The 14,427-nt window shown below is 62.2% G+C and carries 14 protein-coding genes and 1 pseudogene; 11 read left to right on the top strand and 4 right to left on the bottom strand.

Annotated elements, in window-relative coordinates; all coding sequences use genetic code 11:
- The first annotated feature begins 12 nt into the window (after positions 1–12).
- Positions 13–405 carry a hypothetical protein gene (locus NOV72_RS15220; protein ID WP_106855431.1) on the top strand — a complete coding sequence of 131 codons (393 nt, stop codon included), beginning with the start codon at positions 13–15 and terminating at the stop codon, positions 403–405.
- A gap of 96 nt (positions 406–501) precedes the next feature.
- On the opposite strand, the gene groL is transcribed toward NOV72_RS15220, so the two are convergent.
- The 3 genes from groL to NOV72_RS15205 all read right to left on the bottom strand — a co-directional run bounded on the left by groL (position 502) and on the right by NOV72_RS15205 (position 3,571).
- On the bottom strand, positions 502–2,142 hold the full coding sequence (groL, locus tag NOV72_RS15215; RefSeq protein ID WP_106855430.1) for a chaperonin GroEL: 1,641 nt from the start codon (positions 2,140–2,142) through the stop codon (positions 502–504).
- A gap of 95 nt (positions 2,143–2,237) precedes the next feature.
- Positions 2,238–2,528 (bottom strand): co-chaperone GroES, encoded by a 291-nt coding sequence (locus NOV72_RS15210; RefSeq protein WP_106855429.1) that lies wholly within the window; start codon positions 2,526–2,528, stop codon positions 2,238–2,240.
- Between the two features lie 629 nt (positions 2,529–3,157).
- Positions 3,158–3,571 (bottom strand): IclR family transcriptional regulator domain-containing protein, encoded by a 414-nt coding sequence (locus NOV72_RS15205; protein ID WP_245933057.1) that lies wholly within the window; start codon positions 3,569–3,571, stop codon positions 3,158–3,160.
- A 15-nt stretch (positions 3,572–3,586) separates the two neighbouring features.
- On the opposite strand from NOV72_RS15205, the gene NOV72_RS15200 reads away from it, so the two are divergent.
- The 6 genes and pseudogenes from NOV72_RS15200 (at position 3,587) to NOV72_RS15175 (ending at position 8,275) form a co-directional block, all read left to right on the top strand.
- On the top strand, positions 3,587–3,880 hold the full coding sequence (locus tag NOV72_RS15200; protein WP_245933056.1) for a hypothetical protein: 294 nt from the start codon (positions 3,587–3,589) through the stop codon (positions 3,878–3,880).
- A 4-nt stretch (positions 3,881–3,884) separates the two neighbouring features.
- Positions 3,885–4,332, top strand: a pseudogene (locus NOV72_RS15195) (type II 3-dehydroquinate dehydratase).
- A gap of 119 nt (positions 4,333–4,451) precedes the next feature.
- Positions 4,452–5,267 carry an IclR family transcriptional regulator gene (locus tag NOV72_RS15190; protein ID WP_106855428.1) on the top strand — a complete coding sequence of 272 codons (816 nt, stop codon included), beginning with the start codon at positions 4,452–4,454 and terminating at the stop codon, positions 5,265–5,267.
- Between the two features lie 155 nt (positions 5,268–5,422).
- Entirely contained in the window at positions 5,423–6,751 is a 1,329-nt protein-coding gene (locus NOV72_RS15185; protein WP_245933055.1) for an MFS transporter, read from the top strand.
- A 59-nt stretch (positions 6,752–6,810) separates the two neighbouring features.
- Positions 6,811–7,482: a DUF4286 family protein gene (locus NOV72_RS15180; RefSeq protein WP_106855426.1), complete on the top strand. Its 672-nt coding sequence runs from the start codon at positions 6,811–6,813 to the stop codon at positions 7,480–7,482.
- A 61-nt stretch (positions 7,483–7,543) separates the two neighbouring features.
- The gene (locus NOV72_RS15175) at positions 7,544–8,275 is read left to right on the top strand and encodes an SDR family oxidoreductase (protein ID WP_106855425.1); all 732 of its coding nucleotides are present in this window, start codon (positions 7,544–7,546) and stop codon (positions 8,273–8,275) included.
- A gap of 379 nt (positions 8,276–8,654) precedes the next feature.
- Here NOV72_RS15175 and NOV72_RS15170 read toward each other — a convergent pair whose 3' ends face one another.
- Positions 8,655–9,338 (bottom strand): TetR/AcrR family transcriptional regulator, encoded by a 684-nt coding sequence (locus NOV72_RS15170; protein ID WP_106855424.1) that lies wholly within the window; start codon positions 9,336–9,338, stop codon positions 8,655–8,657.
- A gap of 106 nt (positions 9,339–9,444) precedes the next feature.
- Here NOV72_RS15170 and NOV72_RS15165 point away from each other — a divergent pair, with 106 nt between their 5' ends.
- The 4 genes from NOV72_RS15165 to NOV72_RS15150 all read left to right on the top strand — a co-directional run bounded on the left by NOV72_RS15165 (position 9,445) and on the right by NOV72_RS15150 (position 14,385).
- Complete coding sequence (locus NOV72_RS15165) at positions 9,445–10,344, top strand: TauD/TfdA dioxygenase family protein (protein ID WP_106855423.1); 900 nt, start codon at positions 9,445–9,447, stop codon at positions 10,342–10,344.
- A gap of 35 nt (positions 10,345–10,379) precedes the next feature.
- Positions 10,380–11,813, top strand: a complete 1,434-nt coding sequence (locus NOV72_RS15160) for an aldehyde dehydrogenase family protein (protein ID WP_245933054.1) — start codon at positions 10,380–10,382, stop codon at positions 11,811–11,813.
- Between the two features lie 61 nt (positions 11,814–11,874).
- Positions 11,875–13,161: an MFS transporter gene (locus tag NOV72_RS15155; protein WP_106855422.1), complete on the top strand. Its 1,287-nt coding sequence runs from the start codon at positions 11,875–11,877 to the stop codon at positions 13,159–13,161.
- Between the two features lie 81 nt (positions 13,162–13,242).
- A complete protein-coding gene (locus NOV72_RS15150; RefSeq protein WP_106855421.1) occupies positions 13,243–14,385 on the top strand; it encodes a porin in 1,143 nt (380 codons plus the stop codon).
- Positions 14,386–14,427 lie beyond the last annotated feature (42 nt).

Raw genomic sequence — 14,427 nt, 5'->3', positions numbered from 1 at the left:
GGAGATTGCCCGATGCACAAATTGCTCGTGGCCGCGCTGGCCGCGTCGTTGTTTATCTCGATCACGCCCGCGAAAGCGCAGAACGCGACGCCTGCCGGCGACGGCACGTTCCTGCTGACGATCTTCCTCAAGCACGACGAATCGAAGACGCTGCCGCAGATCAACCAGCAACTGAAGGAACAAGGCTACTTCAAGCAGTTTCCGCCGCCGGGCGTGGAAGTGGTCTCGTGGTACGTGATGATGGGCATCGGACAGGTGGTGACGCTGCGCGTGCCCGCGGACCGGCTGCGCGAAGTCAACCGCGCGATCGAGAGCACCGCGTGGGGCGGCTATCGGACGGAGTTTTATCCGACGTACGACTACAGGGCGGCCGCGCAGAAATTGCGCGAAGAGATGAACAAATAGACCGGACGTAAAAAAACCCGCATCGCTGCGGGTTTTCTTTTGGCACGGCGCGAGCCTCTTTCGAAGCCCGCGCCGATGTAACCGGCGTCAGCCAGATTACATGTCCATGCCCATGCCGCCCATGCCGCCGGGCATGCCGCCAGGCATCGGAGCATCTTCCTTCGGCAGTTCGGCAACGGCTGCGTCGGTCGTCAGCAGCAGGCCAGCCACCGATGCCGCGTTTTGCAGCGCGGTGCGCGTGACCTTCGTCGGGTCCACGACGCCGGCTTCGACCAGATCACCGTACTCGCCGGTGGCTGCGTTGTAGCCGTAGTTGCCCGAGCCCTGAGCGACAGCCGCCACGACGACCGATGCTTCTTCGCCGCCGTTCGTGACGATCTGGCGCAGCGGCTCTTCCATCGCGCGCAGGACGATCTTGATACCAGCGTCTTGATCTGCGTTCGCGCCCTTCAGGCCGTCGATTGCCTTGCGTGCGCGGATCAGCGCAACGCCGCCGCCCGCCACGATGCCTTCTTCCACGGCTGCGCGCGTTGCGTGCAGTGCGTCTTCGACACGTGCCTTCTTTTCCTTCATTTCGACTTCGGTCGCAGCGCCGACCTTGATCACTGCAACGCCGCCGGCCAGCTTGGCCACGCGCTCTTGCAGCTTTTCACGGTCGTAGTCCGACGTCGCTTCTTCGATCTGCTTGCGCACTTGCTTCACGCGCGCTTCGATGTTCACGGCTTCGCCAGCGCCATCGATGATCGTCGTGTTTTCCTTGCCCACTTCGATACGCTTCGCCTGGCCCAGTTCAGCCAGCGTTGCCTTCTCGAGCGTGAGGCCGGTTTCTTCCGCGACGACTTGACCGCCGGTCAGGATCGCGATGTCTTCCAGCATGGCCTTGCGACGGTCGCCGAAGCCCGGAGCCTTGACGGCAACGGTCTTCAGAATGCCGCGGATGTTGTTCACGACCAGCGTTGCCAGCGCTTCGCCTTCGACGTCTTCAGCGATGATCAGCAGCGGACGGCCGGCCTTCGCGACTTGTTCCAGAACCGGGAGAAGGTCACGGATGTTCGACACCTTCTTGTCGTGCAGCAGCACGAACGGGTTGTCGAGCACGGCGACTTGCTTGTCCGGATTGTTGATGAAGTACGGCGACAGGTAGCCGCGGTCGAACTGCATGCCTTCCACGACGTCCAGTTCGTCTTCCAGCGACTTGCCGTCTTCGACGGTGATGACGCCTTCCTTGCCGACCTTGTCCATGGCTTCAGCGATACGATCGCCGATGGACGTGTCGCTGTTCGCCGAGATCGAGCCGACTTGCGCGATTTCCTTGTTCGTCGTGCAGGGCTTGCTGATCTTGCGCAGTTCTTCGATTGCTGCTGCAACGGCCTTGTCGATGCCGCGCTTCAGGTCCATCGGGTTCATGCCCGATGCGACGTACTTCATGCCTTCGCGAACGATGGATTGCGCGAGCACGGTAGCGGTCGTGGTGCCGTCGCCTGCGTTGTCGCTGGTCTTGGAAGCAACTTCCTTGACCATTTGCGCGCCCATGTTCTGGAGCTTGTCCTTCAGTTCGATTTCCTTCGCGACCGACACGCCGTCCTTGGTGACCGTCGGGCCGCCGAACGAGCGCTCGAGCACGACGTTGCGGCCCTTCGGACCCAGCGTGACCTTGACCGCGTTGGCCAGGATGTTCACGCCTTCGACCATCTTCGCGCGTGCGGAATCGCCAAAAGTGACTTCTTTAGCTGCCATATCCAAACTCCTTGATTCGATTCGGTTTGCGGGCTTCGTCGCGGCGCTTCACAAAGCGGCCAGTCGGACGAAGCCGGAACGTGCAGGAAGGATGCTTACTTGACCAGAATGGCCATGATGTCTTCTTCGCGCATGACGAGCAGTTCCTGCCCGTCGACCTTGACGGTCTGGCCGGCGTACTTGCCGAACAGAACGCGGTCGCCGACCTTCACGTCGAGAGCGTTCTGCACGCCCTTGTCATCGCGCTTGCCCGGGCCGATGGCCAGCACTTCGCCTTGATCCGGCTTCTCAGCCGCGGCTTCCGGAATCACGATACCGGATGCGGTCTTGGTTTCCTGGTCCAGACGCTTGACGATGACGCGATCGTGCAAAGGACGAAGGTTCATACACACTCCTCTCTTGATTGAGACTGAAAACGCGGGAAAACCCGCCCGTTGAGAACAATCTCGCCGGACGGCAATCTTGTTAGCACTCTCGTGCGGTGAGTGCCAATTATATGGATCGAGTTTGACAATTTCAAGGAGGGGATGCGAGTGGGGGATTCCTGTCGAGATTCACTTAACTCTGAACTGGTACGCGGCATCCCGCACCTGATGCGGCGCACATTTTTCTCGAGAAAACAATTACTTAGGATGAAGCTCGCAGTTCCGCCGTGTACCGCGCACGGTCCGACACCTGCGGTTTAACAGCCCCGCTCTGACCATCACCGTTCGACATTAGGGTAAACCCGTGAGTCGACACGCGGTCTCGCTCGCACAGAATTCGTTGACCAGTTTGCAGTCGGAATTGGCTCGGCTGCCACGGAACCTCCGATACCGAAGGGCTGCCGCCAAAGGAGTCGAGCGGCGTCCGGTTAGAGAGTGTGAAGGCGCTTGGCGACCCACTGCAGTCGGTCATGCAGTCAGGTACCCAAGGGCCGCTAATAGAGTGGGCCGGTCATCCATCCCGCAATACCCTAAAAAATCATCCGAGGCGACGTTTGTCGCCTGCCGAAGAACCTTGGACTGATTTCTGCTCATCCCTTGCCGAGACGCGGTCGCGCGGGAAATCCAGCCATAGTGCTCAACTGCGTGAGTTCATTGGCCGCCTCGCGCAGCAGCACCGAGTATTCGTGAATCTTCTCGACCGTCAGCCGCGCCCGCGCCCCCGCCAGGCTGATGACGCCGACGCTACTCGAGCCGCTGACCACGGGTGCCGCAACCGCAGACATTCTTGGCGCAAAGACCTCGTCGATCATCGCGTAATCGCGCACCCGCGCGGCGTGCAGGAAACCGGCCAGTGCTTTTAGCGTTGTCGGCGCATCGAGGCCGAACTCCTTCGGCTGACCGATGCCCTGCTTCAGGACTAGTGCGGCAGCTTGCTCGTCGGACATCGTCATGAGCCACGCGAGTCCGGTCGACGTGCATGAAAGCCGCGCGGCCTGGCCCATGTCGAGATCGTAGGGATGGGCGCCTTCCTCGGCTTCAAGGAGTTCCAGAACAGTATCCAGCCAGTATGGTTCGCCGAGTCGTTTCCGACCGAGGCGCGCTACACGGGTTCAGCACTGTCGTACTCGGGCGCCAACGTGCTCACCGGCGGGCCGATGCCGATCGTCGCCGTGGCGCTGCTCAACGCCTTTCACGGCTCGCCGTGGGCCATCGTCGCGGTTTGCGGTTCGCTCAACCTGCTCTCCTTCCTCATGATTGCGACGTCCCGGGAAACCAGAAACACGGCCCTGGAATGCAGCACACCACACTGAAACCATGAGTCGCAAGCTCTACATCCTCAACGGCTCCAACCTGTACATGCTGGGCGTCCGGGACGCCTCACCTGTACGGCAACACCACGCTCAAGGACATCGGACACAACTGCGTAGCTCTGGCCGACACGCTCGAGTTCGAGTGCGTGTTCCGTTAGACCAACAGCGAGTCCGAGCTGATCGACTGGATCCAGGAGGCGTTCCTGCAGGACGCCGCGCAGATCACCAATCCTGCCGGCTTTTCCTTCGAGCGGATTCCGGTGCTCGACGCGGTCAAGCTGATCCGCCGACCGGTGGTCGAGGTGCATATCACAAACATCCACCGGGGTTCCGAGGAATACCGTTACTCGACGAGCTCGGTGGCGGCGACCGCAGTGATCTGCGGCGCTGGCGCGAACAGCTACCTCCTAGCTATTCGCGCAATCGACGATCTTCGGGGCGCGCAAGGCTGAACGCTTCCGCCGCGTCCTCGCCTCGTATTTTTGGAAATTCTTTGCAAAATGCAAATACTTTCCATTAAACTGTGGTCACGGTGCCAGAGCCGTCGTGCAACCCATCCCGAGGCCGAGCAATGAGCGCAGTCGCTGAACGAATCCTTCGTGTACTGGAAGAGCTCGCCAGTTCACCGGAGGGTAAGACGCTTTCCGAGTTGTCGATTAAACTCGACCTGCCGGTCAGCGCGACACACCGACTGCTCGCCGATCTGATGGAACAAGATTACGTGCGCAAGGACGAACGGCGCGGCGAATTCACCCTAACTATGAAGATGCCGTCGCTCGGGTTGCGCTTTCTGAGCGCGGGCGGAGTCGTCGATATCGCGCAGCCAATCCTTGAGCGCCTCGCGTCGACATCTGGCGAACTAGTTCGACTCGCGATTGTCGACGGCGAGCAGCTTATTTACGTCGCCAAGGCGCAAGGCGCACGGCAGGGCATCCGCTACGACCCCGAGATGGGCCGCCCGGTGACGCTGTCTTGTAGTGCTGCGGGCATAATTTGGCTCGCCGGCAAAAGCGACGAAGACATCATGAGGCTGGTATCGAAGCAAGGCTTTGGCGCGCCGGCGGACTTCGGGCCGCAGGCGCCGACGACGTTCAGAACGCTTCTACCCTTGATCGAGATTGCGCGTGCTGACGGTTACGCGACGACTCACGATATGTTCCTGCCGTCGATGAGTTCAATGGCTACGACCGTACGCGCGACGAACAGCGAGGTCCGCGCGATTTTGATCATCGCGGGCCCGATGTCGAGGCTAAACGATGAGCGCATGAAGGCGCTCGTGTCTCCGTTGATGTCGACGGCCGCCGAGTTGTCCGAGGCGAGCGGCGTATCGCCGATGCTGCGGCGAGCCATGCAAGGTCCCAACTTCGCAGTAAGCATCACCAGCTAGGAGACGAATCGCATCCGATGCGCTTGATGGCGAGGATGATTTCAGATCATAGTAATTAGTATTCCTAAGCCAAAGTCAAGAAAACCCAAATTTTTTAGATTCACGGAGGAGACATGTCAAAGGAAGCAAATCACGCTGCCGATTCGACGCGCTCGATGGCACAGCGCGCGGTCAGCGCCGCGACGCTCGGAACGGCGCTCGAATGGTTCGATTTCACGCTATACGGCTCAGTCGCCGCAACTGTGCTGCCCAAGCTGTTCTTTCCATCCATGGAGCCGAGTTCGGCGCTGCTTGCATCACTCGCGACGTTCAGCGTCGGTCTCGCGGCGCGCCCGTTGGGCGCTATCATCTGCGGCTACTTTGGCGACAAGATCGGGCGGCGCAATCTGATGCTCGGCACCGTTTCCGTAATGGGCATCACCTCGGTATTGATGGGTCTGCTTCCGACATACGCCCAAATCGGCATGCTGGCTCCCGTTCTGCTCGTGCTTTTGCGCATCATCCAGGGGTTCGCGCTCGGCGGAGAATCGACCGGCGGTCAGCTCATGGCGCTTGAACATGCGCCTTCCAATCGGCGTGGAAAGTACTCCGGGCTCATCGGCATGTGCGCGCCATTGAGCCAGATACTTGCGAACGCGGTATTGCTCGTCCTCTCCGCTACGATGACCGCTGACACGTTCCTGAGTTACGGCTGGCGTATCCCCTTCGTCATGAGCTTTCTTCTGGTGTTGGTCGGCATCTATATTCGACTGCGCGTATCGGAAACACCCGCTTTTGTGCAGATGAAGCAGTCCGCCGTCGGGACGCTCGGCAGTCCGCTACGCGACGCGTTCCGGCTGCACTGGAAGACGATCGTCCGCATGATGTTGTTCTTCTGCGGACCTACGGCACTCTTTTATCTCGCCGTCGTGTTTACGCTGGGCTATCTGACCAACTCGCTCGGCGTGCCGAAGCAGACCGGCTTCACGCTGCTGATGATCGCGAATGCATGCGCGGTCGTGGGCTCGATCGCCGGCGGCCTTCTCAGCGACAAAATCGGACGCAAGCGCACGCTGTTGATGGCGTCCACGGCCACGTTCATCATCATGATGATCTACTTTCCGATGCTCGGAACGCGAAGCTTCGCCATGATGGCACTGGCGATGGGACTGTTTATGGGCTTCACGCAGGTTCAAACCGGCATTCAGCCGGTTGCATTCGCGGAAGTCTTTCCCACCAACGTCCGTTATTCCGGATCCGCGCTGGCCTTCACCGGAGCGAGCCTCTTCGCCGGCGGGCCGATTCCAGTCGTCGCGACGTGGCTGCTGAACCTGAGTCACGGCTCCCCCTGGCCACTTGTGGCCCTCGTCGCCACGCTTAACGTGCTCTCGTTCTGCATGATCGCGATCGGCCCCGAGACCGCCGGAATCGACATGAATCGTCTCGACTCCACGGACGACGTCATCGGCAACCATGCTACGAACGCAAATCAGGCAACGCTGTGAACGTGATCGCGGAACGTATCGGAAAGCGCTGTCAATCAACTATATGAAGCGAGGAGTAAATGAACAATCAATCAGACGGCTTGCTTGCGATCTGGAGCACGATCGCGACGGAAACGGAGGTGGACTATCTCCATTGGCTGACGCGCGAGCATATCTTCGAACGCGTAGGCGTTCCAGGCTTCCTTTCGGGCCGTGTATTCAAGCGTCGCGACCGATCACCGTCCGAATATCTGATGTTGTACGAACTGGCGAGCGCGGATGTCATGTCCAGCGATGGCTACCTCGCGCGACTCAACGCGCCTACACCGTGGACCCAAAAAATAATGCCAGCACTGATGCATTTTAGGCGAGGCGGCGGCGTGACGCACACGGCAAACCATGGCCGCGCGTACGGCACTCACATCGCGGTCGCGAGGTTCGAGGATTCGATGCCCGAGGCTTTGGTCGGTCTCGCCGGTCAAAAAATGCTCGACGATGTTGTGGGGTTGGACTGGATCGTTGCAGCGCGTGCGATGGCGGTAAAGACGGATGCGACATCCATCGCAACGCGGGAAAAGTCGATGCGAAGCAGTCAGGAAGGTGCCTTCTCGGGACTTCTGGTGATCGAGGCGCTCGATCACTCTTCATTGAATGGCGTTGAGAGCCTTATATCGCGCGCCGTCCCCGGCGGCTGCAACTTTCAACGCTACGACACGATTTTTTCGCACCATCGCATCGCTGATATCTCGTGAATCCCCGCTATGACGCGAGCATCAGTGGCTGAGCGTCTTTAAAATCAATTGGAGAAGGTCCATGGAATCATCACTGTTCCAAGACAAGGCGGTTCTAATCGTGGGCGGCAGTGCCGGTCTGGGCGCGGCGACGGCGAGGTCGTTCGCCGCTCAAGGGGCACGAGTAACCATTGCATCCCGCAACGCAGCTAAGCTCGACGTGTGCGCGCGGCAGATCGCGGCAGACGTCAATGCGCAAGTCACCACAACCGTCCTTGACATTACCGATGACGCTTTTGTCGAAAGATATTTCGCTAATGCCCCCGTCTACGATCATGTGGTGGTGACAGCGGGCGAGACACCCATGGGTCCCGCCCGCTCACTGCCGCTCTGCGAAGCATACGCGGCCATGAACAGTAAGTTTTGGGGCGCCTATCGTGTCGCGCGAGCGGTGCAAATCCGGGAGGGCGGCTCGCTCACACTGGTATCAGGATTTCTGAGCGTGAGACCGCGAAAGACTTCAGTGCTCCAAGGTGCGATTAATGCAGCACTCGAAGCGCTAGCAAGAGGCCTCGCATTGGAATTGTCGCCGGTTCGCGTCAACACAGTGTCGCCCGGTTTGATCGCCACGTCGCTGTGGTCAAATCTGGACGAGGTTGCCCGAACGCGCATGTACGCGGATGCCGAGGCCCGGTTGCCGGTACGACGCGTGGGTCAAGCAGAAGACGTGACGAACGCTATCCTGTATCTCGCTTCCACCGGTTACGCCACGGGTTCGACCGTGCTGCTTGATGGCGGCGCTGCGCTAGCATAGCGTCAATGCATGGGTGCATTCCACGTTCTCGCTCCTCGCACAACGCGCCATGCGTCCGACGATCGGCTCATGGCCGATTGCGGTGCGCAGAAGTCACTTGAATGACCGCGCGATCGTCTTGGCGAAAGGCGGCAATTGGCCGAACCCGGTCATCGACATCAAAATAGAACGCAAGAAAGTTCGGCATATTCGATCCAGCCGCGCGCCAACGACGCGAAAGGCTGCCTTGCAAACTGCTCTGGCTTCAGGCTCGCATCATCATGGAGGCGCTGGGGCTCGGTGTTCGTCGTTCACGCGCCCGACTCCACACTGCCGGACTGCCAAATGGAAATAGCGTTCGCGAGGCCTTAGATCGAGCGATCCATCCCTGCCGTTTCCGCTACGACGACCGCCCCTGCCCGGCCACATAGAACACGAGCATCTGCCCCAGCGCTTCGCTCATCGCCGTATCGTCGAGATGCAGCGGTCCCGGATCGTTCAACGCCGCATTGACCATCGTCGCGATCACCGCCTGGAATCCGTTCTTCAGCCGCGCCAGCGCTTGCTTGTCTCTGCGCAGTTCGGGCAGGCGAATCATGCGGTCGGTGACTTCGTCGACGAATCCCTTGCCGTATTCCCGAAACGGTATCCAGCCGTTGGACGTATGGTCGCGACGTTGTAGCGACGCGCGGATCACGCCGCAGTGCTTGAGATGCCACGTGCGCACTGCATCGACCACCAGATACGCGCATTCCCCGAATTTCATCGAGCCGCCTTCGGGCCGGTCGAATTTCGTCATGAGCGACTCCTTGATCCGGGCCGCGTCATCCAGTGCAAGCCGCTGCAACGCGAGAAAAAAAGCGTCCTTGCTCTCGAAACGGCGATAGAAAGCGCCTTTCGTGAGATTCGCGCTGCTGCACAGATCGTTGATGCTCAGCGCCTCGTAGCTGATATCCGTGAGCAAGACACGGCCCGCCTCGAGCAGCGCGTCGGCGGTGCGCTGGCCGCTCCGATAACGCGGCGCGACGAAACCATCGCCGCTCTCCAATCGACCGGACAACGGCTTCTCGACTTCCTGCGACATGGGAAAACCCCCGGTTGACCAACGAAAAGATGCTCAATAGTATCTTTTCTAAATAGTACCCGTCGGTATCTTTTTGACCTCGAATCTTGATTCCGTGGAGGAAGTCATGGAAAGCACCGCTCATAGTCCGTCGATCGTGCGCCCGGGCGCGCTCAAAAGCTCGTTCAGCGTCGAGCCGCTCGCGCCGACGATCGGCGCGGAGATCGGCAACATCGATCTCACTTCGCCGCTGGACGACGACCAATACACCGCCCTGCGCGCCGCGCTCGTCAAGCACAAGCTGCTCGTGTTCCGCGATCAGGACATCAGCGCGGCACAACAAGTGGCGCTCGCGAGACGATTCGGCGAACTCGAAGTGCATCCGGTGTTTCCGCATCACCCCGATCATCCGGAACTCGTGATGCTCGGCGGCGACAGCAAGATTCCGGGCCGCGAGAACATCTATCACTCGGATGTGAGCTGGCGCGAACGGCCCTCGATGGGCTCCATGCTGCGTTGCCTCGAATGTCCGTCGGTAGGCGGCGATACCATCTGGGTCAACATGGCCGAGGCCTACGCGCGGCTCCCCGAATCGACGCGCGATGCGCTCGACGGCCTTCTTGCCGTTCACGATCTGCTGCCGGCCTTCGGCACACGCATGAGCACGGACGAGCGCGCCGCACGCCGCGCCGCCTTTCCGCCCGCCGTGCATCCGGTCGTGCGCACGCATCCGGAAACGGGCGAACGCGTGCTCTACGTGAACGAAGCATTCACGACGCATCTGCTGAACTACATTGAGAAGAACGATGTGCGCTTCGGCATCGATTTCCGGCTGGCCGAGATGGACCTGCTGCAATACCTCTATCGCCAGGCGGCCGTGCCCGAGTATCAGGTGCGCCTGAAGTGGCGGCCCAACACCATCGCGTTCTGGGATAACCGCTCGACCCAGCATTACGCCATTCAGGACTACTTCCCGGCGCGCCGGCGGATGCTGCGCGCGACGGTCATCGGCGATGTTCCGGTTTGAACGCCGTCGCTTCGAAAGCCTGGGGGACGAATCTCATGATGCTGATGGAACACGACCGGCGGGACACACCCGCCGCGACCGACGCACTCGGCGCACGCTTCGCCGCGATGCGCGCAGCGTTCGCCGCGGCGCCCTATCCCGCCTACGACGCAAGGCGACGCGCACTGCAGAGTCTGCGTGACGCGTTGCGCCGTCATGCGCATCAATGCACGGCGGCTGCCGAAGCGGACTTCGGCGTGCGCGCCGCCGACGAGACAATGCTGATCGACATGCTGCCTTCGCTGCTGCACATCGATCATTTGCTGCGTCATCTGCGACGCTGGATGCGGCCGTCGCGCCGTGCGCCGGAGCTGCTGTTCCGCACGAACCGCGCCACGGTCCAATATCAGCCGAAGGGTGTGGTCGGCATCGTGGTGCCGTGGAACTTTCCGTTCTATCTCGCGCTGGGGCCGCTCGCGACGGCGCTGGCCGCAGGCAATCGCTGCCTGATCAAGACATCCGAATTTGCGCCCGAGTCGTCGCGCGCGCTGCGCAACCTGCTCGCCGACGCATTGGGCGAAGATGAAGCGGCCGTCGTCGAAGGCGACGCAGAGTGTGCGAAACGCTTCTGCGCCCTGCCCTTCGATCATCTCGTGTTCACCGGCTCGCCCGCGGTCGGCCGCGAAGTGATGCGGGCCGCCGCGCACAATCTCACGCCCGTCACGCTCGAATTGGGCGGGAAATCGCCTGCGCTCGTTTCGCGCTCGGCGAATATCGAGCGGGCTGCGCAGCGGATCGTGCATGGCAAGACCGTCAACGCCGGGCAAATCTGCGTCGCGCCGGACTATGCACTCGTGCCCCGCGAGCACGTCGAAGCGTTCACTGCGGCCGCGGCGCGCGCCTATGCCCGCTTCATCGGCGACGACGCGAGCCAGACATCGATGATCAACGCACGCGCCCGGCGCCGCATGCTCGATCTCATCGACGATGCGCGCGCACTCGGCGCGACGGTGACCGTATGCGACGCACAGGGCATGAAGGGGCGCCAGATGCCGCTGCACATCATCACCGGCGTTCGGCCCCAGATGCGCATTGCGCGTGAAGAGATTTTCGGGCCGCTCCTGCCGGTTATCGAGTACGACACCTTCGAAGCCGCGCTGGCCCATGTGCGCGACGGCGACCGGCCGCTCGCGCTGTACTGGTTCGGCACAGACAGCGGCGAGCGCACACGCGTTCTGCGCGAGACGCACTCGGGCGGCATCACGTTCAACGACTGGGGCTGGCACGCGATGAACCACGCGCTGCCATTCGGCGGCATCGGTGCGTCGGGCATGGGCAACTATCACGGCGAAGAGGGGTTTCGCGAACTCTCGCATGCGAAGGCCGTGCTGGCGGAGCATCGCTGGTTCCCGATCGAGCTGTTTCATCCGCCGTATGGCCGCACGGTTCAACGCGCCGTGTTGCGCTGGTACTTCGGCCGGCGTTCCTAAGTACGCGCCGAAGCGGCCAACCTGCGCGACACCGTCGCACTTCATCTCGGGGATCTCACGCATGCAACCCAACTATCGTCCGGCGCGCGCCTGGTTCATGACCGGCATGTTGTTCCTGCTCATCGCGATCAACTTCATCGACAAGGTCGTGCTCGGTCTGGTCGCGACGCCGCTCATGAAGGAACTCGGCCTTTCGCCGGCGCAGTATGGCCTGCTCGCCGGCAGTTTCTTTTTTCTCTTCGCGCTGACGGGCGTGGCCGGCGGCTTCCTCTCGAACCGCTGGCCCACGCGCTGGCTGCTCCTAGCGATGGCCGTGATATGGGCGCTGGTGCAACTGCCGATCGCCTGGAGCTCGTCGCTCGTCATGCTGATCGCGTGCCGCGTTCTGCTCGGCGCGGGTGAAGGCCCGGCCCAGCCGATCGCGATTCACGCCTGCTACAAGTGGTTTCCGGACGAGCGGCGCAATCTGCCCGTCTCGGTGTTTCAGCAAGGCGGCGTGTTCGGCATGGTCGTGGCGGGCATCGCGGTGCCGTGGATCGATTCGGTTTGGGGCTGGCGCACGAACTTCGTCGTGCTGTCCGTGCTCGGCCTCGCGTGGGCGGTGCTGTGGCTCGCCTTCGGCAAGGAAGGTCCGCTCGACGCGCAAGCGGCTCGCCCGACGGCCGGAACGACCGCGCCCGCCGCGACCGAGCGCATCGCCTATCGGGCGCTGCTGACCGATCGCACCGTGGCATGCATCATCGCGCTGCATTTCGCCGCCTTCCTGACGCTCGCGCTCGTGCTCACGTGGCTGCCCGCGTATCTGAATCAGGGGCTTGGCTTCGCTCCGCGCGTCGCAGGGCAGGCGTTCGCCGCCGTGCTGCTCGCGAGCGCACCGGTGAGTCTCGTTCTGTCCGCATGGTCGCAACGCTTGATGAAGCGCGGCGTGCCGTCACGCGTCGCGCGCGGTGCGTTCGTCTGCGGCTGCCTCGCGGTCGGCGGCGCGCTGCTCGTCGCGACGGCGGCCTTCGATCTCGGCCCCATCGCGAAGGTCGTGCTGATCGCGCTCGCGATTTCCACCACGCCGATCATCTATTCGCTCGGGCCGGCGATGGTCGCCCAGATCACTCCGCCCGCGCAGCGCGGCGCGGCGCTCGCGATCGAGTACTCGGTCGCGTGGATCGCCGGTATCGTCGCTCCGCCGGTGGTCGGCTGGCTGATCCGCGCGGCGCACGACAACGTCTCCATCGGCTTCGAGCAGGCGCTGCTGCTCACGGGCGCGCTGCTCGTGGTGCTCGCGGTGGCCGGTTTCCTGGTGCTCAATCCGGAGCGCTCGCGCGAACGTCTCGCGCGCCAGTTCGCCGCGTGACGCGACGCGCCCGGCGCATCGCAAAGACATTTCAAAGACGGCCTCAGCCGACAGTTCGACAACAACGACGGGGATGATTCGATGCAACGAAGCAAGACAACGGGGAGCGGGCGCGCCGCAACGGTACGCGCGGCGTGCGCACTGGCGATCGGCGCATACGGCGCGATGGCACATGCGCAGTCGTCGGTGACGCTGTATGGCATCGTCGATACGGCCATTCGCTACACCACGCACGCGAACACGGCCGGCGACGACAAGCTCCAGCTCGCCAACGGCGGCGTGAGCGAAAGCATCTGGGGACTGCGCGGCGTCGAAGATCTGGGCGGCGGCAACAAGGCGGTCTTTCAAGTCGAAGACCGCTTCTTTCCGAACAGCGGCGTGACGGATCCGGCCTATCCGTTCTTCAATACGGCTTTCGTCGGGCTGCAGTCGCCGACATTCGGACGGCTCACGCTCGGCCGTCAGCCGAATCCGCTCTCGGACGCCGTCCTGCGCACCTACGTGAGCGCCGGCTGGCTCCCGACGGTCTATGAATTCCGCCCGGAAGTGAACATGGCCCAGGGCGTATGGACGAGCAACATGGCGAAATATGCCGCGAGCTGGCATGACCTGACGCTGGAGCTTTCCTACGCGTTCGGCGGCCAGGCCGGTGCGTTCGGCGCGGGCAGCCAGATCGGCGCGTCGCTCGCGTATGTGCCGCAAGGACCGCTGCGTCTCGCCGCGGCCTATCTCGATTCGCGCGACGCGGTCAACACCTCGGCGCACTTCAAGGCATGGACGGCCGGCGCCGCCTACACGTTCGGCGGAACGACCGTGAACTTCGGCTGGTCGCAGAACCGCGAGGACAGCGGCTTCGTCGGCAACTTCCCGAACGGCCCGTTCACCGTCGCGCAGCTCACGGCGCTCAAGTTCAACACCTTCTCTTCACGCGAGATGTTCTTCGGCGGCATCTCGCAAGTCGTCGGCGGCGCCACGCATGTGTCGGCGAACGTCTGGCGCACGCTGCAGGACGGCAAGACGCAAAGCGGCGACGGCAACGCCACGCAGTTCCAGGTCATCGCGGACTACGCCCTCTCGAAGCAAACCGACGTCTATGTCGAAGGCGATTACTCGCTGTATCGCGGCGGACTGATCGGCGCGCAATTGCAGGGTTTCTGCGGCCTGAGCGCGGCGGCCGGCTCGACTCAGCTCGGGATGATGGTGGGCTTGCGCCACATGTTCTGATCGTACGAACCGGCGCGTGCACGCCGGTTCGTACGGGCAATG

This window comes from Caballeronia novacaledonica (assembly GCF_900258035.1).
In the GTDB taxonomy this organism is placed as follows: domain Bacteria; phylum Pseudomonadota; class Gammaproteobacteria; order Burkholderiales; family Burkholderiaceae; genus Caballeronia; species Caballeronia novacaledonica.
Note: the sequence above shows the minus strand (reverse complement) of the source record. Positions and strands in the feature narration are given on the sequence as shown.

Excerpts from the sequence above, each read along its gene's own strand:
- NOV72_RS15205 (WP_245933057.1), bottom strand. The coding sequence starts at position 3,571 with ATGGGCCAGGCCGCGCGGCTTTCATGCACGTCGACCGGACTCGCGTGG.
- NOV72_RS15175 (WP_106855425.1), top strand. The coding sequence starts at position 7,544 with ATGGAATCATCACTGTTCCAAGACAAGGCGGTTCTAATCGTGGGCGGC.
- NOV72_RS15155 (WP_106855422.1), top strand. The coding sequence starts at position 11,875 with ATGCAACCCAACTATCGTCCGGCGCGCGCCTGGTTCATGACCGGCATG.
- NOV72_RS15200 (WP_245933056.1), top strand. The coding sequence starts at position 3,587 with ATGGGCGCCTTCCTCGGCTTCAAGGAGTTCCAGAACAGTATCCAGCCA.
- NOV72_RS15160 (WP_245933054.1), top strand. The coding sequence starts at position 10,380 with ATGATGCTGATGGAACACGACCGGCGGGACACACCCGCCGCGACCGAC.
- NOV72_RS15165 (WP_106855423.1), top strand. The coding sequence starts at position 9,445 with ATGGAAAGCACCGCTCATAGTCCGTCGATCGTGCGCCCGGGCGCGCTC.
- groL (WP_106855430.1), bottom strand. The coding sequence starts at position 2,142 with ATGGCAGCTAAAGAAGTCACTTTTGGCGATTCCGCACGCGCGAAGATG.
- NOV72_RS15210 (WP_106855429.1), bottom strand. The coding sequence starts at position 2,528 with ATGAACCTTCGTCCTTTGCACGATCGCGTCATCGTCAAGCGTCTGGAC.
- NOV72_RS15190 (WP_106855428.1), top strand. The coding sequence starts at position 4,452 with ATGAGCGCAGTCGCTGAACGAATCCTTCGTGTACTGGAAGAGCTCGCC.
- NOV72_RS15180 (WP_106855426.1), top strand. The coding sequence starts at position 6,811 with ATGAACAATCAATCAGACGGCTTGCTTGCGATCTGGAGCACGATCGCG.
- NOV72_RS15185 (WP_245933055.1), top strand. The coding sequence starts at position 5,423 with ATGGCACAGCGCGCGGTCAGCGCCGCGACGCTCGGAACGGCGCTCGAA.
- NOV72_RS15150 (WP_106855421.1), top strand. The coding sequence starts at position 13,243 with ATGCAACGAAGCAAGACAACGGGGAGCGGGCGCGCCGCAACGGTACGC.
- NOV72_RS15170 (WP_106855424.1), bottom strand. The coding sequence starts at position 9,338 with ATGTCGCAGGAAGTCGAGAAGCCGTTGTCCGGTCGATTGGAGAGCGGC.
- NOV72_RS15220 (WP_106855431.1), top strand. The coding sequence starts at position 13 with ATGCACAAATTGCTCGTGGCCGCGCTGGCCGCGTCGTTGTTTATCTCG.